Source organism: Segatella copri, assembly GCF_051861805.1.
In the GTDB taxonomy this organism is placed as follows: Bacteria; Bacteroidota; Bacteroidia; order Bacteroidales; family Bacteroidaceae; genus Prevotella; species Prevotella copri_M.
This window is the reverse complement of the sequence record NZ_CP146520.1, coordinates 2,327,718-2,348,073: the sequence shown is the minus strand read 5'-3', so window position 1 is coordinate 2,348,073 and position 20,356 is coordinate 2,327,718. Positions and strand designations below refer to the sequence as shown.

Here is a 20,356-nt window from a genome sequence, read left to right as displayed (position 1 = left end):
TTAATAAAAAAAATATTTCTATTTTTGTACCCATTAATTGAATTTCAAATATATTATTCATCTTGGTCTATGGAAGAAATTAGCACAAAAATCGCATCATGGCCATGTCTTAACAATGGCATCCACTACAAGTGGCTGGTTGATTATGCAGCCTTCAGTGCCTTTGGTACCTTCGAGCTTTCTGCAGAAGAATGGGAAAAGCGTGACCTTATTGTCAACTTCAAAGGTAATTCGGAACTAACTACCGAAATCGACCATCAGCAAGCCGTTGGCAAAGCCATCGACCTGGTTACCGACTTTATACTGAAGTCGTTCGGAGAAACAGCGTCTACTCTTACCTTTGCATGTATTCCTGCATCGCTGCGCCAGCATACAGAGCGCCGCTTCAAGCTGTTCAGTGAGCAGGTCTGCACCCGAACGGGAATGGAGAATGCCTATCCTGCCTTCAGTTTCTCATCTGAAGTGGACGAGGATGGCGACGAGGTGGATACGCTCCACATCGACGAGTCGTTCTTCCGGGGTAAGAAAGTCCTCCTTTTCGACGACATCATCGCTTCCGGTGGCAGCGTAGCCCGTTTTGCAGAGAAACTCCAACAGATGGGAGCAGAAGTTGTTGCTGCCCTGGCTTTGGGCAAGAAGATTTCTGATGGATACGACCAGACAAAATAAAACAAGGATTTCTGTTTATCCAAACGATATATACAATGAATAAATCCCAGCCGAATCATTCCGGCTGGGATTTATTTTATCTTCTTCCTTCAAACCACACCATCGCATTATTTCCGGCGATAAGCCTTGATGGCAAAATAAATATAGGCGATGAGCAAGACATATCCTATATAATATAAGGACAATACACTGAAGATAATGTAATCGAGTGCACACACTCCAGCCAGTCCTCCCAGATAAAGCAAGCCCTCACCAAAGGTAAGGCGATGATACACCTCATCCACACATGCCAAGGCAACAATCAATACCGCCCAGACCAAAGCCAGGAATACACCCAGCAGATGAGGAACGGCAAAAGGATTGAGCGACGGATGGAAATAGAAATGCCTCCACATCTCGGGTTCAAAACTCTGTATCCAACCATAAAAGGCTGCCGAGATACTCACCAGGAGCACCAGCGTCACCGGATAAGGAGAGTCTATGTCGTTGAAATGAACTATCTTGCCGTTGCTGTGGAACACCTTGCGCACCAGGTAAGCCATCGTAATAACTACGATTACTACCAGGAAGATGAGCAGATGCACATTGCTGAAGGTCATGATGAACTCAGAAATCGGGTCGTCTGGCACTACCCTACGCAGCAGTTTAGATTCCCTTACCCATCCAAAGTCATTATTTTCCGTGGCAAGTTGCACCCACACAGAGTCGATGCTATCCTGCGGAACCATCCGGATATCCGTAACCACCAGCAGATGGTTCTTCTTCACGGCAAATGTATCCACCTTCAGGCCGCTGATATACTCCTCAGGCTGCTGGCGCATCAACTCAAGGGAATCCTTGAACACCAGGAAATTATACTTGTTGGTATAATGATGGGTAGTAGAGAATGAGATGGAGTCGAGCTGTCTGTCGCTATACTCCACCATCGCCGCATGTTGCTGATGAGAGTTATGGCGATGGTAGCAGCTGCTGAGCATCAGTAGGATGCCCAGCAACATAACCTGCCATATCGTCGTTTTTCTCTTCAACATATCTTTTTGCCTGTTAAATGCTATATACTTGCCTGTTAAATACTATATACTTGCATCTGGCATTCGGCGCAGTTGAATTCCAGGCGGAATCTTCTGCCGTCGCCCAACTCCAGATAGAGCGGTTCCTTCCACTGAGGCTTCTTGCCGCCTCGCTTCACACAGTAGCCCAAGGAATAGCGGATGCAATGGCGACACTGCATCAGGAGCGACTCGCCCTTGGCATCGGTAATCACCTTCTTGTTGACACCTGCAGCCTTCATCGCCTCGAAGTTCATACGGTCGGTCTTCACTGCAGCCTGATATTCTTCCTCATTTTTCGAATCCCATTCCAAAGGTCGTTTCACACCCAGCTCAAATGCCTGAGTCACAGGCTCCAAACCGTGAATGCGATAGAAATCCACCGCAGCATAGTTTGCCACATTATAGAGATACTTCCACTTGCCATAGGCTGGCTGCCATACAAACTCATCAGGTTTCATCTCCACCTCACCAGGAAGATCAAGCAGGTAAGGCGAACTCATCAGTTCTTCCATGAATCCATTCTGCAAAGGAGCATCTACTATCTCTTCTATCTTTTCGTTCATCTTCTCTACCAATTCGCGGCGGATGGCAGAAAGCACGCTGTTGGGAACGAAATAGTCCTCAATGCCTTGCAGGGAAACACCCTTGCACTCATAGCGCGTAGTGCCCAACTTGCTGAGCTGCGTTCTGATGTTATCACCCTGAGGGCGCTTCGCCTCCTCCAAAGGCATCTCGTAGAATACCTCGCCCAATTCCCGGGTAATGGCAGCAACAGAAGAAAGATCCGTCGTTTTGAGATATGGAGTAGTCATCATTGCCTTGGCTGTAACCAGGATACCGGAAGGCTGGTCCACAGAAGGATTCTCATAGATGCCTTGCACATCCAAGATTACAGGAATCTTGCGGCTGGCAGTCTTCCTGGCAAGAATATTCTCGAAAGCCTGGTCGTTGTTGCGATACAGTGCCATGCCCGGACGCAGGTTCTCTGGCATGCGAAGCGGGAAGAGGCGGTTGCCTTCCACTCGGTTCACACGGAAGCCCTCCAATTCGCCTTCGTCATTGATGAAGCAGAGGCCATCGCCATTGGCAAAGCTGGCAACAGTGGCAACATTGAACGAGTGGGTGCCACGAATCTCCTTCACCTTGCCCACAAACTCACCCATTGCCTTAGGTGTATCAAAAGATGCGATGTCGGGCTGTCGGCCATTGAGAAAATAATTGGTATATCCACGGTTGAAGGTTTTCTTCAGATTTGGCTGGAAATTGTAAGCCGTTTCACCCATGGATGCTCTGATGTATTTGCCATTGCTGGAAGCCACTATCTCATCAAGTTTCTGGCTATAGGCAGCCACCACGTTCTTCACGTAGTTCACATCCTTCAGTCTACCTTCAATCTTGAACGAGCAGACGCCTGCATCGGCAAGATCCTTCACGTGGTCTATCTGGCAGAGATCCTTGAGCGAAAGCAGATGGCGCTGATGTTCAATCTCCTGATTATCAGAATCTACGAGATTGAACTTCATGCGGCAGAACTGAGCACACTCGCCACGATTCGCCGAACGGGCAAAGCACTTCTCGGATGCATAGCACACACCCGAATAGCTCACGCAAAGCGCACCGTGCACGAATGCTTCCAACTCCACATAAGGCACCTTCTCGTGGATGGCACGAATCTCGTCTAACGAAAGTTCACGGGCCAAGACCACTCTAGAGAAGCCAATATGATGCAACCAAGCCACCTTGTCGGCAGAACGAGCGTCACATTGCGTACTGGAATGCAGATGGCGATGCCACAGCTTGCCGGCTCTTGTCTCCCAAAGCACGCCCATATCCTGCAGCAACAGTGCATCCACACCGATGCGGTCGAGCTCGGCAATCATCTCAAGCGTATCCTTCATCTCATTATCATAGATGATGGTGTTCACCGTGACATGAACCTTGGCACCAAACTGATGGGCATACTCGCAGAGCTGCTTGATATCATCAAGTGAGTTGCCCGCAGCAGCTCTAGCTCCAAACTTCGGTGCGCCAATATACACGGCATCGGCACCATGATCAATGGCGGCAATGCCACACTCCAAATTCTTAGCTGGGGCCAGAAGCTCTAGCTTTCTTGGGGAAACCATGTTGTCTTTTTCTTGTTCCATAAATTAAAAAACTTCTTTATCTGGGCAATAACGCTCAGCGTAAAACTTCTAACTCCCAACTTACTTGATATCATCAATGTTGTAAGGAGTCTCCTGGTAAACGTAATAGTTAATCCAGTTGCTATAGAAGAGGTTGGCATGAGCACGCCAGGTTACCAACGGAGCCTCATTAGGATCGTCGTTATAGTAGTAGTTCTTCGGCAGCTCCACATCGTCGCGCTTGCCCATGTCGCGCTTGTACTCCTTGTCCAGGGTGTTAGGCGCATACTCCAGATGTCCGGTAACGAAGAACTCTCTTCCTCCTCTTGCCATCACGATGCTTACGCCACTTTCCGGCGACTCAGCGATGATGTCGAGTCCCGGCACTTTCTCTATGTCCTCGCGGCGCACCTCGGTATGGCGGCTATGCGGCATATAGAAGATGTCATCAAAGCCCCTGAAGATAGGCTGCGACGGATCCAATGGTTTCTGAGGGAAGATGCCGAACATCTTCTTGTCCAACTGATACTTAGGTACTCCATAGAAGTGATAGAGTCCCGCCTGCGCACCCCAGCAGATATAGAGCGTAGAGGTAACGTGGGTACGGGCCCAGTCGAATATCTCAGTGATTTCGTCCCAATACTGCACATCCTCATACTCCATTGTCTCGATAGGTGCACCTGTCACAATCATGCCATCAAACTTCTGCTTAGAAAGTTCGTAGAAATCCTTGTAGAACATCATCATGTGCTCAATAGGCGTATTCTTGGGAGTATGACTCTTGAGTTTCATGAAATACACCTCCAACTGCAACGGGGTGTTGGAGAGTAAACGCACCAAGTCGGTCTCGGTGGTAATCTTAAGTGGCATGAGATTGAGTACACAGATTTTCAGAGGTCTGATTTCCTGACTGTGCGCACGGCTCTCATCCATCACGAAGATATTCTCATGCTTCAGCAATTCGATTGCTGGCAGCTTATCCGGTAATCTTAACGGCATATAATCTTGTTCCTTTCTTTTAAAATCATTATTTAAATTTTTCTGCAAAGTTACAAAAAAAATGAATGAAGAGAAACAATTACGTTAAGTAGTCTTCATTTTTTTCTCTTTTTTTTTCGCCATTTTAAAGTTATTTATATTATCGCAAGCTTTCGTAACAGTTTTTTCTATCTGATTCTTGTTTTTATATCACTCCCCTCTCTCTGAAATCCGATTTCTTTTCCCGATTTTTCTCCTTCAGCAAGCCCCCCATACTATTTACCAATGTTAACTTTGCGAAAGAATTTATAAATATATGTTATAATAATAGGATATTCGCAGAATTTTCAATAACTTTGTAGGTTGTAAAAACAGAAAATAAAATATTCGGAAAATGAAAAAGTTATTCATCTCGATACTCGTGCTGCTCCCTGCCCTGACGATGCAGGCACAGACAGTGCTGACACCGCAGCAACAGCTGGAGAAAGCACAAAAGGATTTGGAGGAAGCCAAGAAGGCTCTTGAGGCTGCCAAGCTACAAGCTGAGGCTGCCAAGACAAAGGCGGAAGCTGAGAAAATGAAAGCAGAAGCTGAGAAAATCAAGGCTGAGGCAGAGAAAGTGAAGGCAGAAGCTGCTAAAACGAAGGCGGAAGCCAACAAGACCCAGAGCCAGCAGACCAAGACCACTTCCGGTTGGGCGATTCCTACTGCCGAACCTAAGAAAGCAGAGGTGAAGAAAGTAGAGAAAAACGCTCAAGGCGCTGTCATCAAGGCAGATGCAAAATACTTGGATGGTGCCGTTACCATCAATTCAGAAGGAAAGGTAGAGTTTACACTCGATACTGATGCCAACGGAAAGAGCGCTGACGAAATCTACAACATCGTTTACCAATACATGAGCGAACTGACTCAGGGCGAGAACAACATCAAGAGCAGAATGGCACTGGTGAACAAAGACCAGCACATCATCGCCAACACCATGGACGAATGGCTTGTCTTCAGCAACTCATTCATCTCGCTCGACCGCACTGAGTTCAAGTACAACCTCGTGGCTTCTATCAAGGACAACCACCTCACGCTGACCCTTGAGCGCCTCTACTACATTTACGAAGAAGACAGAAGCACCGGATTCAAGGCTCCTGCCGAGGAAGTAATTACCGACAAGTATGCCCTCAACAAGAAGAAGACAAACCTTGCCAAGATATTCGGTAAGTTCCGCCGACTCACCATCGACCGCAAGGACCAGATTTTCAACGATTTGACTGCATTGGTAAAGCAATAAACATAATTGGTAAAATAATAAACGTATTAGTAAGAAATCATCAAACCATTTATCATGGATATCAAGAATACAGAAAATAAGGAAACTACCGAGACCACCGCACAGCCACAAACCAGCTATGCCGTGCGCCCGGAACATCGCCGCCATCGCCGATTGGAATACGCTGACAAAAGCAACATGCTGGCAGTGCGCAATTGGCTCAACATCGGCTTCATGCTGTTTGCCGTAGTGGGTGTCATCCTCTGGACCCAGATGGATGACCACACCATCGCCAACATCCTGCTCATCATCGGCGTCGTCATGAAGATAGCCGAAGTCTGCATCCGATTATTCAAGAAATAGACGCATGGCTCAAAACCAGCGTTTCTATCATCAAGAATCAAGATTTAAATGAAGAAAATACTATTCTCATCACTCTTAGTTTGTGCTGCGACCCTACCGGTTGCGGCACAAAGCGATTTTAACTATAACGAAGATTCGCAGTTCCGCCCCATTACCAGCAACAAGGTGAACACCGACTCACTGGGTTCGGACAAGGAAATCCCGAAGGGCATCAGGGTATGGACTGTGGACGAGAGATTCGGCGATATCAAGGCTGCCGTGGTTGACACCCTGCAGGCAATGTATCAGAACACCACCTTCACCGAAGGATTGCGTGGAGAATACAATACCCTGGGCAACATGGGTACCGCCCGCATCAACCGTATCTTCATCGACCGCCGCAATACGCAGGGCAACTTTATGTTCACGGAACCATACGACAACATCGTCACCCCCGTGAGCGACTTCCACTTCACCAACACCTACTCGCCTATCACCAATATCACGCTCAACAGCTGTGGTAACAGAACCAATGGCGAGGATGACTTCAGAGCTGTGTTTGCCGTAAATGCCAACAAGCAACTGGGTGGCGGATTCAGATTCGACTACAAGTATGGCCGCGGATTCTACGATGCCCAAAGCACCGCCCACTTCAAATACACCATGTGGACTTCCTATCTGGGCGACCGCTATCAGGCGCATATCCTCTTCAGCACGAACCACCAGAAGGTGACGGAAAACGGAGGTATCACCAACGATGACTACATCAAGCATCCTGAGCTGTTTACAGACAACTATGCTTCGAACGAAATCCCTACCGTCTTGCAGCAGAACTGGAATCGTAACGACAACCAGCACATCTTCTTCACCCATCGCTACAACGTGGGATTCAGCCGCAAAGTGAAGATGACGGAGGAAGAGATAAAAGCCAAGAAGTTCGCCATGGCTTCTGCCAAGGAGAACGCTGCAGAGGAAGCGAAAGATGAAGCTCGCAAGAAAGCGAAAGAGCAGGGAAAGGAGTTTGACGAAAAAGACTTCGAGAAAAATCAGAAGAAATTCTCAGGACGCCCTGACAACGCAAAAATCGCCGGAAATGAACCTGCCAAAGAAGACAAGAAGAACGAGAAAGACTTGGCTTTCGGAGCAGGAAAGGATTTCAAGAGCGACAGCACCCGCATCGCCGTAAACGGAAAAGCGGCTGCCGACAGTCTTCTTGCCCTGGAGAAGAAAAAGTCACAAGACTCTCTCTTCTACAAGTCTGAATATGTGCCTGTAACCAGCTTCATCCATACCGTTCAGTTTGATAATTACAAACGTATTTACCAGGCATACCAGACTCCACAGGATTACTATCTCAAGGAGTATTACGATGCCGGCAAATTTACTGGCGATTCCATCTACGACCAGACCAAGCACTGGCGCATCAAGAACACCATTGCGATGGGAACGCTCGAAGGATTCAGCAAATGGGCTAAGGCTGGCTTGAAGGCTTTCGCCAGCTATGACCTCCGACATTATGAATTGCCAGACATGGAAGGCGGATTCACCAAATACAACGAACATGCGCTGAGCGTGGGCGGACAGCTGAGCAAGACCCAGGGAAAGACCCTTCACTATAATGTAGTAGGCGAAGTGGGATTGACCGGAGTAGATGCCGGAACCTTCGCAGTAGACGGCAACATGGATATCAACCTGCCATTCCTGGGAGATACCGTACAGGTGAGGGGTGATGCCTTCATCCATCACGAGAACCCTACGTTCTACTATCGCAAGTACCACGCCCGCCATCTCTGGTGGGACAACGACTTGAGCAAGATTATCCATACCCGCATCATGGGTACCCTGAGATTCGGAAAGACCAATACCACCCTGCGAGTGGCTGTGGATGAAATCAAGAACTACACCTACTTCTCGCAGCAGTATAACATCACGGAAAACGGACTGCGAACAGGCGTAACGGTGACTCCGATGCAAAGCGGTGAAGCCATTAATCTGCTCACGGCACAACTGCAGCAGGACTTCCAGTTTGGCATCTTCAACTGGCAGAACATGATTACCTACCAGCATACCAGCAGCAAGAGCGCCCTGCCTGTGCCAGACCTCAATGTATACACCAACCTCTTCATCAAGTTCAAGGTGGTGAAGGTGCTCAACATCGAGCTGGGTGCAGATGCCAGATACTTCACAAGCTACGAGGCGCCCGACTATTCTCCTTATATAGGACAATACACCGTACAGGGCAATGGCGACAAGAATGTGAAGGTGGGCAACTACCCTATCGTCAATGCCTACGCCAACGTACACATCAAGCACACCCGCTTCTTCGTGATGATGAGCCACCTGAATGCAGGTCAGGGAGACAAGAACTACTTCTTTACCCCACATTATCCGATGAACGAACGTATATTCAGAATGGGTGTAAGCTGGAACTTCTTCAACTAAGCAAGAAGCAACTTTTACAAAACATAATGATTAGGAGCGGGGACGACACCTCGCTCCTATTAATTTTAAAGCAAAAAATATGATGGTAAAGACAAATTCACTAAAAGCCTGGTTTCTCGCCGCCCGCCCCAAGACATTGTCGGCTGCGGCAGTACCAGTGATGCTAGGCACAGCCCTGGCATACAAGGATTCAAGTGCCAACTGCCAATGGGTTCCTGCCCTGCTCTGCCTGCTCTTTGCTTGGGTGATGCAGATAGACTCCAACTTCGTGAACGACTTCTTCGATTTCAAGCATGGCAACGACGATGAAACCCGACTGGGACCGAAGCGAGCCTGCGCAGAAGGCTGGATTACCATGAAAGCCATGAAATGGGGAATCATCATCACTACCCTTCTGGGCTGTATCATCGGTTTGCCCCTCGCCTTTTACGGCGGAAAGGAGATGATCATCGTGGGTATCTGCTGCGTCCTCTTCTGTTTCCTCTACACCACTAAGCTGAGCTATCTGGGATTGGGCGACCTGCTGGTACTTCTCTTTTTCGGCATCGTGCCAGTCTGCTGCACCTATTATCTGGTAATGCCTGAAGAAATGCAGACTGTATCAGCAGAAGCCGTACTTACTTCCATCGCCTGCGGACTGGTAGTAGATACGCTGCTCATTCTGAACAACTATCGAGACCACGACAATGATATCAAAGCCGGCAAGAAAACCCTGATTGTTCACATCGGCAAGAAAAACGGCGAGCGTCTCTACTGCGCCCTGGGTAACATCGGCATCCTTATCATGATAGGAATCAACGCATACGAGGTCTTTGCATACGATACCAATTCGATATTCTTACCTTTTGCCTCTATCTATCTTGTGTTGCACAACAGATCATACGCCAAGATGAGGAAGATAGGAGAAGGCAGAATGCTGAACAAGGTGCTGGGCTATACGGCTCTCAACATCTTTGCCTTCGGCATCATATCAACCTTCATCATCTTAGGCATGAAGAGTTGGTTTTGATAAAGTATAGGGTTCGATACATAGAGTTGGATTTGATACATAGAGTTGGTTTTGATACATAAATAATAATGTACGCGCGTACATTATATATAATTTAAGGTAAAGAATATGAGGCAACAAGTAAATCTGGAAATCATGCAGTTTGTGGAAACACAAATCCTGCCCAAATATACAGCGTTTGGCGAGAGCCACGGATTGCGCCACGTGACCCGTGTTATCAGAAACGCCCTGAAACTCGTACCTGTAACAGGTGCCGACATCGACATGGTTTATATCGTTGCCGCCTACCACGACCTGGGCATGAGCGGCCCTAGAGCCATCCACCACCTCACAAGTGGCAAGATACTCCAGGCAGATGCCCGGTTGAAACGCTGGTTCAACGCAGAACAAATCAAGATTATGAAGGAAGCCGTGGAAGACCACCGCGCCTCCTCCAGTCGCCAGCCCCGAAGCATCTATGGAAAGATAGTAGCCGAAGCCGACCGCGACATCGATGTACACGAGATATTCCTTCGTGCCATCGAATACGGCAAGGAAAACTATCCGGAGAAAGACAAGGAGGAACAATGGAAGCGATTCTCTGACCACATGGACGAGAAATATTCCCGAAATGGCTACATCAAGTTATGGATACCCAATTCGCCGAATGAGAAAGCGCTGAAGGAACTGCGCAATATCATCGACAACAAGGCAGAACTGAGAAAACATTTCGAGGAAATATACGAAGAATTGAAGAAAAAGGAGTCCTGATTTGAGAGAAAGAAGATTTTTCGAAAAAATCGGCTCAAAGATTTGGTAGTTTCAAAAGATTGCATTATCTTTGCAGTATAGAAAACCCAAAGACTTCTATCGGTAGATGATAGCCCATGCTATGTCTATCCGACAAAGATATAAGGGTCGTGTCGGTTCGATCGGGATACTCATCAAATTACACTTATGAAACCGAGAAGACTTCTCTTGCCTATGGCGGGCCACATAAACTGACATGTCAACTAAGCTGTAAAGCCGGTGGATTACAAAAGCGGAGAGCTCTCAAATGTTTATGACATTCGGAGTTTCATCACATCATCGAGCGGCCCTTTCCTACAGGAGGCAGATTACCAATAATTGGTAAATCTGCCTCTTTTTTTGTTGACAAAAGCAGTTTACTTACCATTATCTCCCCAAAAAGCAAGAAAAATAAGAAAAAATACACTTTTCTTGAAAAAAGTTGCAGAAAAATTTGGTGGAACAAAAAAAATGTAGTATCTTTGCACCCGCATTTGAGAACGATGCTTGTTGATTTGGCAACAATATCCGATTGGAAGGTTGGGTGAGTGGCTGAAACCACCAGTTTGCTAAACTGACGTGCGGGTTTACCGTACCGGGGGTTCGAATCCCCCACCTTCCGCAAGCGGAGTTCAAAATTGCACCGTTGGTCGATTCATCTAATGGTTAGGATACAAGATTCTCAATCTTGGCATAGGGGTTCGATTCCCCTATCGACTACAATATTAAAAATATGTTGATATAAGTCTGCACAAGTTGTGAATCCAATGCAGACTGCTTTTTAAAAAGGTCGATTCATCTAATGGTTAGGATACAAGATTCTCAATCTTGGCATAGGGGTTCGATTCCCCTATCGACTACAATCAACAGACTTCAAGGTCGATTCATCTAATGGTTAGGATACAAGATTCTCAATCTTGGCATAGGGGTTCGATTCCCCTATCGACTACAAAGTGTTTTCATGTATTAGTTATTGTTGGTAAGCTTGCATTTAGTCTTTATGACTACTGCAAGTTATTTTTTTGCCCTAAGGCAGGAAAGACAAGAATCCAGCAATCTTCTAAACATTTAGACAAAAAAGTAAGGGAAAAATTTGGTGGAACCAAAAAAAATTAGTACCTTTGCAATCGCATTTGAGAACGATGCTTGTGATTCAGAAACTGAATTCAACAGGAAGGTTGGGTGAGTGGCTGAAACCACCAGTTTGCTAAACTGACGTGCGGGTTTACCGTACCGGGGGTTCGAATCCCCCACCTTCCGCAAGCTGAGTTCAAAACTGCAACGTTGGTCGATTCATCTAATGGTTAGGATACAAGATTCTCAATCTTGGCATAGGGGTTCGATTCCCCTATCGACTACCAAATGTTTTTATGGGTTAGTTATTGTTAGTGAAGCTTGCAATTAGTCTTTATGACTACTGCAAGTTATTTTTTTGTCCATACATTTGGTATTCTCCCCATTTTGCAGTATCTTTGCAGTAAAGTTAAGAAAACAATCATCAATATGCAAAGAATACATTTATCACTCCTACTCCTTCTCGCCATCTGCGCATCATCTGCTCATGCGCAGCGCCACGAGATACTCAACCCACGCATCGCCACCCTGCAAGTTGTGGCGGGCACCAACTGGCAAGCCATGCCTATCACCCAACTGGGCGGTCTCCCTATCCACATTGATTTCGATGATATGACCCACGACTACCATCGCTATACCTACAAGATAGAACATTGCGATGCCAACTGGAAGGTATCTGAGGGACTCTTTGAAGCCGACTATCTGCGGGGCTTCAATGGCGAGCAGGCCATCGACAACATAGAGCAGTCGCTCAACACCGACCATCTCTACACCCATTATCAGCTCACCATCCCAAACGAGAACTGTCGCATTACCATGAGCGGAAACTATAAACTCACGGTTTACGATGATAATGCCGATGGTGATGACAACAGGATGCTGACTGCCTGCTTCATGGTGGTAGATCCGCAAGTACAGGTAGCCATCGGATATTCTTCCAACACGGATATTGATGTCAACAAAAAGCATCAGCAGGTAAGCCTGAACATGAAATATGGTAATCTGAGAGTAACCAACCCTTCGCAGCAAATCAAGACTGTAGTGCTGCAAAACGGGCGCTGGGACAATGCCGTATGGAATGCCAAGCCGAATTACATCAGTGCCGACGGTCTGCAATGGCAGCACAACCGGAATCTGATATTCAATGCAGGAAACGAGTACCGAAAATTCGAAATGCTGGATATGGACCATCCAACCATGGGTATCGACGAAATAAAATGGGATGGATCAGAATATCAGGTATATGTAGTACCAGACACGCCTCGTCCCAGCTATGTATACGACGAGAGTGCCAAAGGCTCCTTTTACGTGCGTAACAGCGACAACAATGACAATACCTTCACCTGTGACTATGCGCAGGTTCACTTCGTTCTGCAAACCGAAAGACAGCCAGGAGAAGTATATCTGAACGGAGACTGGACCTACGACAGTTTCCTGCCAGCATATCGCATGGAATACGATGAGAAGAAGCATTGCTATCACGCCACCGTGTTCCTCAAGCAAGGCTACTACAGTTACCAGTATCTCGTTCTTAAAGATGACGGCAGCACGCACCCGGTAAGCACAGAAGGAAACTTCTTTCAAACCGCCAATCGATATGACGCTTTGATATACTATCGGGGCACGGGTGACAGAACGGATAAGTTAGTAGGCTGGAAAAGCTGCAAATAATGACACATTGAATTTGTACGTTACAATTTGTGCCCGTGTACATGAGCACTTATACCCGGGAACATGAGCAAACGTGCCCGAGAACATGAGCAGTTTTAACCGGCAGCTCCGGGTAAAAGTGCCCAAAGCCTCGGGCACATTTGGTCAAAGCCCTCCCAAAAAACAATAAAGTCCACTTAAAAAAGCCTAGTATCATGCTTTTTTAAGTGGACTCAATTCAATATTAAATATCGATTTACTCCAATCCGAACAAAGACTTCAAGCCTCCATCTACACCAGAGAAGCCCATGAAGGCAAGACTGAGGAGAGCGGCTGTAACCATGACGATGGCTACGCCCTGCATACCCTTAGGAATGCGAACCAAAGCCTGCTGCTCACGAATACCAGCGAAAACGATGAGAGCCAGAGCAAAGCCGAGGGCTGTAGAGAACGCATAAACCACACTCTCCAAGAGATTGTAGTCCTTCTGGATAACCAGGATGGCTACACCCAGCACAGCACAGTTGGTAGTAATCAAAGGCAGGAAGATACCGAGCGCCTGATAAAGTGCAGGAGAAACCTTCTTGAGAATGATCTCTACCATCTGAACCAAGGCAGCAATCACGAGGATGAACGCCAGGGTCTGGAGATATTGCAATCCGAATGGATCGAGTACATACTTCTGAACACACCAGGTAATGATGGTTGCCAAGGTCAAGACGAAGGCGATGGCACCACCCATACCGATGGCTGTATCAACTTTCTTCGATACGCCCAGGAACGGACAGATACCGAGGAACTGCGACAAGACGATGTTGTTGACGAATATCGCAGAGATAAATATCAATAAATATTCCATAATTTCTATTCTATTTCATTGATTGAAGCGATGCCTACGCTTACTTCTTTACCTTATTAAATATAGCAATGATGTATCCCAAGGTGAGGAATGCTCCAGGAGGCAGGATAAACATCAAGATATTGGTAGTCTCTGGCAACAGAGTGATACCGAATACGCTTCCTGCACCGAGAATCTCACGGGCACTACCCAAGATAGTCAAACCGAGGGTGAAACCCAAACCGCAGCCGAGACCATCAAAGAGACTGGCAATCGGTGAGTTCTTGGCAGCAAAGCTCTCTGCACGGCCCAGGATGATACAGTTTACTACGATCAATGGGATATAGATACCCAGTGCCTGGTTGATGCTGTCAGGAGCATAGGCGTTCATCAACATTTGCAGGATGGTTACGAAGGCTGCAATCACGACAATGAAAACAGGGATGCGAACCATATCCGGGGTAATCTTCTTGATACATGAAATCACAAAGTTGGTACAAACCAATACTGCCATGGTAGCCAATCCCATGGAAAGACCGTTAATGGCACTGGTAGTTGTAGCCAAGGTAGGACACATACCGAGGAGCAACACGAAGGTAGGGTTCTCCTTGATGAGTCCGTTCATCAAAATTTTCATATTACTCATATCGGCTTATCCTTTCTTTTCGTTATGTTCAACTTCAGATGCACCGCTCTCAGCATCTGCTTTCTGAGATGCACCGCTCTCGCCATCTACACGCTTACCTGCATAGGCAGCATAAGCCTGATTGATAGCCTTGAGGAAGGCACGGCTGGTAATGGTTGATGCGGTGATGGCATCTACTGCATTGCCACCCTTATCGTCCTTGCTTACGTGGAGGTCGCCATCCTTTGGAGTCTTTCCGATGATGCTACCCTTTCCGTCTTTCTGGAACCAGGTAGTTGCCTTGGCACCCAGACCCGGAGTCTCTGAAGCCTGGAGAATGGTGTAACCCATAATCTTGCCCTCGGTATCGAAACCTACGAGCACCTTCAAGTCGCCACCGAAACCGCCGGTAGTACTCTCTACGGCAGCACCCAACTCCTTGCCGCTCTTGTCAGAGCACTTGTGGAGGATAAAGGTAAATTCCTTGCCGCCAAACTCCTGCTTCACCTCTTCAGGGTCAGCCACCTGGAGATCTTCTGTGCCCATCACGCTCTTGATACCTGCAGCCAGACTCTGGGCAGCCTTCTCAGCGATAGGACCTGAAGTAAGGTTGTTGATACAAGCCAGCACGGCACCAACAACGAGTGCTACACCAACGAGTACCAAAACCATGTTCTTTAATGATGATTCTAATTTCTGCATGTCTCAGTCCTCCTTATTTCTTAGCAGGCTTCTCACCGAAGCGCTTTGGTTTAACGTATGTGTTAATAAGAGGTGTGAACGCATTCATGATAAGAATGGCGAACGACATACCTTCTGGATAGCTACCCCAGTTACGGATGATGACGGTGAGAAGACCGATGCAGACACCGTAGATGAGCATACCCTTGTGAGTCATTGGTGATGTAACGTAATCGGTAGCCATGAAGATGGCACCGAGCATCAGACCACCACTGAATATCACAGCCAAAGGATTGGCATAAACAGGATTAGCCAAATGCATCAAACCGCTGAAAACGAATACGGTAGCGATGATGCTGACAGGAATGTGCCAGGTGATGACCTTCTTCCAGAGCATGTAAGCCAAACCGAGCAACAAGGCGAAAGCACAAACCTCACCGGTAGTTCCGGCACCGAAGGTATCGCCAGTAGCACCGAAGAGCAGGCTCAAGGAATCAGGCAACTGATTCAGGAGAGAAGCATCGCCAGTCTTGATGGCGGTCTTCATGATAGCCAGCGGTGTAGCACCAGTTGTTGCATCGGTATAGCTGAGCATCTGTCCAGCCACAGGCCATGAAGTCATCTGGGCAGGGAAGCTGACGAGCAGGAAGCAACGGCCCACCAAAGCGGGATTGAAAGGATTGTTACCCAGACCGCCGAAACTCATCTTACCTACACCGATGGCAAACAAGGCACCAATGATGATGATCCAGAGAGGAAGGTTACTAGGCAAGTTCATGCCGAGCAAGAGACCGGTGATGATGGCAGAACCATCGAGCAAGCTGGTCTCCTCCTTCAGGAGATATTTTGTAATTGCCCACTCAAAGAAGACGCAGGCTGCCACAGAGGTGAGCAGAACGACTGCTGAACCCAAGCCGAAGAAATAGAAAGATGCGAGGATGGCAGGCACGAGAGCAATGATTACTCCGTACATGTTCTTCTCCACGCTCTCATTTCCGTGAGCATGTGGCGATAATGAAACGATTAATTTTCCCATTTTATCTTTTAAATTCTTTCTTAAATGAAATTCATTCTTGACGTGAACGCTTACTTCTTGGCGTTGCGAGCTCGGATGATGCCCATCACCGCACCCTTACCATTGATGATGTTATCGAGGATAGGGCGATGAGATGGACAGGTGAACTGGCATGAACCGCAGGCGATGCAGGATGTTACCTCCTCTGCCTCCAGGCGCTCATAATCCTTCACTACACTCAGGGTAGCGAGCAAATATGGCTCCAAGCCCATTGGGCAGGCATCCACACACTTGGCACAGCGGATACATGGCTGAGCCTTCTTGCGGTGAGCATCGGCATCGGTCAGTACGGTGATGGAGTTGGTACCCTTGGTTACAGGAACATCGAGGCTGATTACAGCCTTACCCATCATCGGACCACCAGCCAATACCTTATTGTCACCCTCTGGCAAACCGCCACAGTTCTCAATCATCTGAGAGAATGGAGTTCCCATACGTACGAGGAAGTTGCCAGGATTCTTCACCTGCTTTCCGGTAACAGTGGTATAGCGCTCGAAGAGAGGTTTATTCTTCATAACTGCCTGATAAACAGCGAAGGCAGTACCTACATTCTGAACAATTGCTCCAACGTTGACAGGGATAGCTGGAGGAGCTGGAACCTGACGGCGGATGACGGCATCCACCAGCTGCTTCTCACCACCCTGCGGATACTTCTTGGCAAGAGGAACAATCTCGATACGAGAATCATTGGCTGTCTTTTCCTCGAAGAGTTTGATGGCAGCAGGCTTGTTGTCCTCGATACCAATGTAGCCCTTCTCTACCTTAGCCGCCTTCATCAGAAGGTTCAAGCCAACGAGAATCTCATCAGCATGCTCCATCATCAGGCGATAATCGGCAGTGATATAAGGCTCACACTCTACACCGTTGATGATGACGCACTCAGCCTTGGCTCCTGGAGGAGGGCAAAGCTTGATGAAGGTTGGGAAACCGGCACCACCCATACCAGTGACACCAGCCACCTTGATACGGTTGACAATCTCTTCTGGAGTCAGCTCAGCATGAGCCTCCAGTGTCTCAAGCTTATCAGAGCGGTCGATGCTCTCCTCCCACTCGTCGCCCTCTACATTAATGATAATGCAAGGCTTGCGATAACCGGTAGCATCAATAGATGTATCTACCTTGAACACGGTTCCTGATACGGAACTGTAAATAGGAGCACTCACAAAGCCACCAGCCTCAGCAATGAGTGTACCCACCTTCACCTTGTCGCCCTTGGCAACCACAGGCTTGGCAGGAGCACCGATGTGCTGACCAAGTGGAAAAATAGCCTGCTTAGGGAGAGGAGCTACCTGAGTAGCCATCTCGGCAGTAATCTTATTCTCTTCTGGGTGAACTCCACCAATTCTAAAAGTTCTCAAATTCATGATTTAATCCTCCTTCTTTACTTCAGCAGGTGCAGCAACTGGAGCTTCTGCTACAGGAGCAGCCTCAGCAGCTGGCTTTGCCTTCTTAACTGGGAAATTTACTTTTACGAGAGCACCTGTTGGGCATTCGTCAACACACTTGGTACACATGCGGCACTTATTGAAGTCAACATAAGCCACATTATTCTCAATGGTGATAGCATCAAACTTGCAGACCTTCTGACACTTACCGCATCCGATGCAAGCAACGCTACAAGCCTTCTTAGCCACAGCTCCCTTGTCGTGGTTCACGCACTGAACGTAAACACGGCGACCCTTAGGCCCCTTCTTACGGAGCTCGATGATATGACGTGGACAAGCCTTGGCGCACGCACCACAACCCGTACACTTCTCCTCATCAACCTCAGGAAGCCCCGTCTCAGGATTGATAGAGATGGCACCAAACTGACAGGCAGCCACACAATCGCCACAACCCAGACAGCCGAATCCGCAGCCGGTTTCACCAGCACCACAGGAGTTCATGGCAGCACAAGTGTGCAAACCATCATACTCGGCAATGCGAGGACGATGCTCGCAAGAGCCATTACAACGAACCACTGCCACCTTAGCCTCTGTGTTAGCCACAGCCAGCCCCAGGAGATCAGCCACCTTGCCCATCACGTCGGCACCACCCACAGGACACATAAGTCCGTCGATGCTACCGGCATCAGCACCCTTGACCAGCGCTGCCGCCATACCGGAACATCCGGCAAAACCGCAACCACCGCAGTTGGCACCCGGAAGGAGTTCACCCACCTGTCCCAATCGAGGGTCTTCTTCAACGGCAAACTTCTTGGAAACTCCGAAGAGCACCAGCGCTGCTACCAGCGCAATGGCACCGAGCACCAAGACAGCACTCAAAATTAATTCCATAATGTTTTATTGTTTTATTAATATTTCAGATTTTGTTTATAGAGAGTCCCTTACCCTTTACCTTTTTAACGTTCCAGAGTAAAGCTCAACCTATTTCGTAGTTTGTTTCTCATCAAGAAGAGGAGGAAATAATAAGGGATCAGGATGCCCAATGCCGACACTGCCGCCAGACCCTCGGAATGAGTGGCAGCCAAAACGCCCACCAAGGTAACGACCATCAGAATCAAAGGAAGGAGGTAACCATACAGGCTGGCACGAAAGCCAACCGCCGTATCAGCCACAACCATCACCTGATCGCCCTTCTGATAATGGGAAGCATCAGCATCCATTACATCTATTATTTTTTCCTTAGTTTCTGAAGCATTGCAATGTGCAGCCACCTTACAGGCACTGCAGGCAGAAGACTGCAAGATGCGTACCCGAACGCACTCTCCTTCTACTCCATCCACAACTCCAGCATGTTTTATCTTGTTACTCATTTGTTACTGAATAGTTAGTCTTGTCTTTTTCCTTGCATCTCCCACTCTGCCAAGAATCTTTCCATAACCCTTATAATTGCAAAGTAGAGTTAGCAAATCGAATTTCTCTGCAAAGATAACACTAAATTTACAAACGACAAACAAAAAGCCCAACTTATTTTGCGAAAAGAAACGTAAACGTTTTCTCTGTTACATTTTCGGGGTAAAAAACGGGCAAATTCGAGGAAAAACAGAGAAAAAAAAGGTTTTTTGCATTTTTCACTCTATCTTCTTTGTTTATATCATTTTTTTTGTTACCTTTGCAGAAAACAAGAACGCTAAGACACCTTGTGTGCCGAGGCACAATAAAACTATGATTATGGAAATAGAGCAGACAATTCAACAAGTTGAGCGCTTCATCAGAAAAGTGGCTCAAAAGTTTCCAGCACAACTTTCGGAAGAAGACAATACCGTGCTGACCGACATCCACGTGAGAGTTTCACAAGACAGCGGTGAGCTCTTGGCTTTTGACGACGAAGATAACGAGATTACTCGCTGCGTAGTTGAACAATGGATTGACAACAAGGACGAGAATTTCTACGACGAAGTTGCCAAGACCTTACGTGACGTCATGCGTAAGAATTCGGAAACGATCGACAATCTCGGCATTCTGAAGCCATATAGTTTTGTGCTGGAAGATGACGACAAGGAAAATCTTGGCGAACTTTACCTCGCCGACGATGATACCATCATCGTGGGAGGCGACCTGATGGAAAACCTGGACAGTGATCTGGATAGTTTCCTGGACGACTTATTGAAGGAGAAATAGACGACTTATCGAAAGTGAAACAAAAGACTTATCGAAAGTGAAATAAAAGAGAAAGCCCATCCTCACGGACGGGCTGATCTCATTATACAAAAACATTATGAATTATTTCTATTAGCGAACAAGATTCGTTTCATTCAGTATCTATAATCTAATTCTATCTAAAAGTTTCTCTTTCCTGATTACGGTTGCAAAGGTACGACTTT

General features: G+C 47.3%; 18 protein-coding genes and 6 tRNA genes. 14 read left to right on the top strand and 10 right to left on the bottom strand.

The window, feature by feature from the left end; genetic code table 11:
* Positions 1-69: 69 nt before the first annotated feature.
* Positions 70-669 (top strand): phosphoribosyltransferase, encoded by a 600-nt coding sequence (locus tag V8Z93_RS09130; RefSeq protein ID WP_439431312.1) that lies wholly within the window; start codon positions 70-72, stop codon positions 667-669.
* 107 nt (positions 670-776) lie between these two features.
* On the opposite strand, the gene V8Z93_RS09125 is transcribed toward V8Z93_RS09130, so the two are convergent.
* From V8Z93_RS09125 to metA, 3 genes are read right to left on the bottom strand one after another with little or no spacing between them, the layout of a single operon-like run.
* Positions 777-1,700, bottom strand: a complete 924-nt coding sequence (locus V8Z93_RS09125; protein ID WP_256624714.1) for a zinc ribbon domain-containing protein — start codon at positions 1,698-1,700, stop codon at positions 777-779.
* Positions 1,701-1,735: 35 nt separating this feature from the next.
* Positions 1,736-3,868: a peptidase U32 family protein gene (locus V8Z93_RS09120; protein ID WP_437183047.1), complete on the bottom strand. Its 2,133-nt coding sequence runs from the start codon at positions 3,866-3,868 to the stop codon at positions 1,736-1,738.
* 60 nt (positions 3,869-3,928) lie between these two features.
* Complete coding sequence (gene metA, locus V8Z93_RS09115) at positions 3,929-4,846, bottom strand: homoserine O-acetyltransferase MetA (protein ID WP_203038561.1); 918 nt, start codon at positions 4,844-4,846, stop codon at positions 3,929-3,931.
* Positions 4,847-5,219: 373 nt separating this feature from the next.
* On the opposite strand from metA, the gene V8Z93_RS09110 reads away from it, so the two are divergent.
* From V8Z93_RS09110 to V8Z93_RS09055, 12 genes are all read left to right on the top strand, one after another.
* Positions 5,220-6,107, top strand: a complete 888-nt coding sequence (locus tag V8Z93_RS09110) for a DUF4468 domain-containing protein (protein WP_203038563.1) — start codon at positions 5,220-5,222, stop codon at positions 6,105-6,107.
* 54 nt (positions 6,108-6,161) lie between these two features.
* Positions 6,162-6,449, top strand: coding sequence for a mechanosensitive ion channel protein MscS (locus V8Z93_RS09105; protein ID WP_439431311.1), 288 nt, complete (start codon positions 6,162-6,164; stop codon positions 6,447-6,449).
* Positions 6,450-6,497: 48 nt separating this feature from the next.
* Entirely contained in the window at positions 6,498-8,870 is a 2,373-nt protein-coding gene (locus tag V8Z93_RS09100) for a putative porin (RefSeq protein ID WP_439431310.1), read from the top strand.
* A gap of 82 nt (positions 8,871-8,952) precedes the next feature.
* Positions 8,953-9,879 carry a 1,4-dihydroxy-2-naphthoate octaprenyltransferase gene (gene menA, locus V8Z93_RS09095; protein WP_439432844.1) on the top strand — a complete coding sequence of 309 codons (927 nt, stop codon included), beginning with the start codon at positions 8,953-8,955 and terminating at the stop codon, positions 9,877-9,879.
* 108 nt (positions 9,880-9,987) lie between these two features.
* Positions 9,988-10,629, top strand: coding sequence for an HD domain-containing protein (locus V8Z93_RS09090; protein WP_439431309.1), 642 nt, complete (start codon positions 9,988-9,990; stop codon positions 10,627-10,629).
* 552 nt (positions 10,630-11,181) lie between these two features.
* A tRNA-Ser gene (locus V8Z93_RS09085) sits at positions 11,182-11,269 on the top strand.
* A gap of 26 nt (positions 11,270-11,295) precedes the next feature.
* Positions 11,296-11,367 (top strand) — tRNA-Glu (locus tag V8Z93_RS09080).
* Between the two features lie 68 nt (positions 11,368-11,435).
* A tRNA-Glu gene (locus tag V8Z93_RS09075) sits at positions 11,436-11,507 on the top strand.
* A 17-nt stretch (positions 11,508-11,524) separates the two neighbouring features.
* Positions 11,525-11,596: transfer RNA gene (locus V8Z93_RS09070), tRNA-Glu, on the top strand.
* A gap of 223 nt (positions 11,597-11,819) precedes the next feature.
* Positions 11,820-11,907, top strand: a tRNA-Ser gene (locus tag V8Z93_RS09065).
* A 26-nt stretch (positions 11,908-11,933) separates the two neighbouring features.
* Positions 11,934-12,008, top strand: a tRNA-Glu gene (locus V8Z93_RS09060).
* Between the two features lie 142 nt (positions 12,009-12,150).
* Positions 12,151-13,392, top strand: coding sequence for a DUF5103 domain-containing protein (locus V8Z93_RS09055; protein ID WP_439431308.1), 1,242 nt, complete (start codon positions 12,151-12,153; stop codon positions 13,390-13,392).
* A 235-nt stretch (positions 13,393-13,627) separates the two neighbouring features.
* Here the strand turns inward: V8Z93_RS09055 and rsxA are convergent, their stop codons facing one another.
* From rsxA to V8Z93_RS09020, 7 genes are all read right to left on the bottom strand, one after another.
* A complete protein-coding gene (rsxA, locus tag V8Z93_RS09050; protein WP_006848658.1) occupies positions 13,628-14,230 on the bottom strand; it encodes an electron transport complex subunit RsxA in 603 nt (200 codons plus the stop codon).
* 40 nt (positions 14,231-14,270) lie between these two features.
* Positions 14,271-14,855: an electron transport complex subunit RsxE gene (gene rsxE, locus V8Z93_RS09045; protein ID WP_439431307.1), complete on the bottom strand. Its 585-nt coding sequence runs from the start codon at positions 14,853-14,855 to the stop codon at positions 14,271-14,273.
* 6 nt (positions 14,856-14,861) lie between these two features.
* Positions 14,862-15,536 carry an RnfABCDGE type electron transport complex subunit G gene (locus V8Z93_RS09040; protein WP_439431306.1) on the bottom strand — a complete coding sequence of 225 codons (675 nt, stop codon included), beginning with the start codon at positions 15,534-15,536 and terminating at the stop codon, positions 14,862-14,864.
* A gap of 13 nt (positions 15,537-15,549) precedes the next feature.
* Entirely contained in the window at positions 15,550-16,551 is a 1,002-nt protein-coding gene (locus tag V8Z93_RS09035; RefSeq protein WP_203038999.1) for an RnfABCDGE type electron transport complex subunit D, read from the bottom strand.
* A 50-nt stretch (positions 16,552-16,601) separates the two neighbouring features.
* Positions 16,602-17,954, bottom strand: coding sequence for an electron transport complex subunit RsxC (gene rsxC, locus V8Z93_RS09030; RefSeq protein ID WP_264950230.1), 1,353 nt, complete (start codon positions 17,952-17,954; stop codon positions 16,602-16,604).
* Positions 17,955-17,957: 3 nt separating this feature from the next.
* A complete protein-coding gene (locus V8Z93_RS09025) occupies positions 17,958-18,866 on the bottom strand; it encodes a Fe-S cluster domain-containing protein (protein ID WP_203038995.1) in 909 nt (302 codons plus the stop codon).
* Positions 18,867-18,931: 65 nt separating this feature from the next.
* Positions 18,932-19,345, bottom strand: coding sequence for a SoxR reducing system RseC family protein (locus V8Z93_RS09020; protein WP_439431305.1), 414 nt, complete (start codon positions 19,343-19,345; stop codon positions 18,932-18,934).
* 352 nt (positions 19,346-19,697) lie between these two features.
* On the opposite strand from V8Z93_RS09020, the gene V8Z93_RS09015 reads away from it, so the two are divergent.
* Positions 19,698-20,153 carry a hypothetical protein gene (locus V8Z93_RS09015; RefSeq protein WP_412178577.1) on the top strand — a complete coding sequence of 152 codons (456 nt, stop codon included), beginning with the start codon at positions 19,698-19,700 and terminating at the stop codon, positions 20,151-20,153.
* The last annotated feature ends 203 nt before the right edge of the window (positions 20,154-20,356 follow it).

Coding starts and splice junctions, on each gene's coding strand:
- V8Z93_RS09130 (WP_439431312.1), top strand. CDS start 70: ATGGAAGAAATTAGCACAAAAATCGCATCATGGCCATGTCTTAACAAT.
- V8Z93_RS09125 (WP_256624714.1), bottom strand. CDS start 1,700: ATGTTGAAGAGAAAAACGACGATATGGCAGGTTATGTTGCTGGGCATC.
- V8Z93_RS09120 (WP_437183047.1), bottom strand. CDS start 3,868: ATGGAACAAGAAAAAGACAACATGGTTTCCCCAAGAAAGCTAGAGCTT.
- metA (WP_203038561.1), bottom strand. CDS start 4,846: ATGCCGTTAAGATTACCGGATAAGCTGCCAGCAATCGAATTGCTGAAG.
- V8Z93_RS09110 (WP_203038563.1), top strand. CDS start 5,220: ATGAAAAAGTTATTCATCTCGATACTCGTGCTGCTCCCTGCCCTGACG.
- V8Z93_RS09105 (WP_439431311.1), top strand. CDS start 6,162: ATGGATATCAAGAATACAGAAAATAAGGAAACTACCGAGACCACCGCA.
- V8Z93_RS09100 (WP_439431310.1), top strand. CDS start 6,498: ATGAAGAAAATACTATTCTCATCACTCTTAGTTTGTGCTGCGACCCTA.
- menA (WP_439432844.1), top strand. CDS start 8,953: ATGGTAAAGACAAATTCACTAAAAGCCTGGTTTCTCGCCGCCCGCCCC.
- V8Z93_RS09090 (WP_439431309.1), top strand. CDS start 9,988: ATGAGGCAACAAGTAAATCTGGAAATCATGCAGTTTGTGGAAACACAA.
- V8Z93_RS09055 (WP_439431308.1), top strand. CDS start 12,151: ATGCAAAGAATACATTTATCACTCCTACTCCTTCTCGCCATCTGCGCA.
- rsxA (WP_006848658.1), bottom strand. CDS start 14,230: ATGGAATATTTATTGATATTTATCTCTGCGATATTCGTCAACAACATC.
- rsxE (WP_439431307.1), bottom strand. CDS start 14,855: ATGAGTAATATGAAAATTTTGATGAACGGACTCATCAAGGAGAACCCT.
- V8Z93_RS09040 (WP_439431306.1), bottom strand. CDS start 15,536: ATGCAGAAATTAGAATCATCATTAAAGAACATGGTTTTGGTACTCGTT.
- V8Z93_RS09035 (WP_203038999.1), bottom strand. CDS start 16,551: ATGGGAAAATTAATCGTTTCATTATCGCCACATGCTCACGGAAATGAG.
- rsxC (WP_264950230.1), bottom strand. CDS start 17,954: ATGAATTTGAGAACTTTTAGAATTGGTGGAGTTCACCCAGAAGAGAAT.
- V8Z93_RS09025 (WP_203038995.1), bottom strand. CDS start 18,866: ATGGAATTAATTTTGAGTGCTGTCTTGGTGCTCGGTGCCATTGCGCTG.
- V8Z93_RS09020 (WP_439431305.1), bottom strand. CDS start 19,345: ATGAGTAACAAGATAAAACATGCTGGAGTTGTGGATGGAGTAGAAGGA.
- V8Z93_RS09015 (WP_412178577.1), top strand. CDS start 19,698: ATGATTATGGAAATAGAGCAGACAATTCAACAAGTTGAGCGCTTCATC.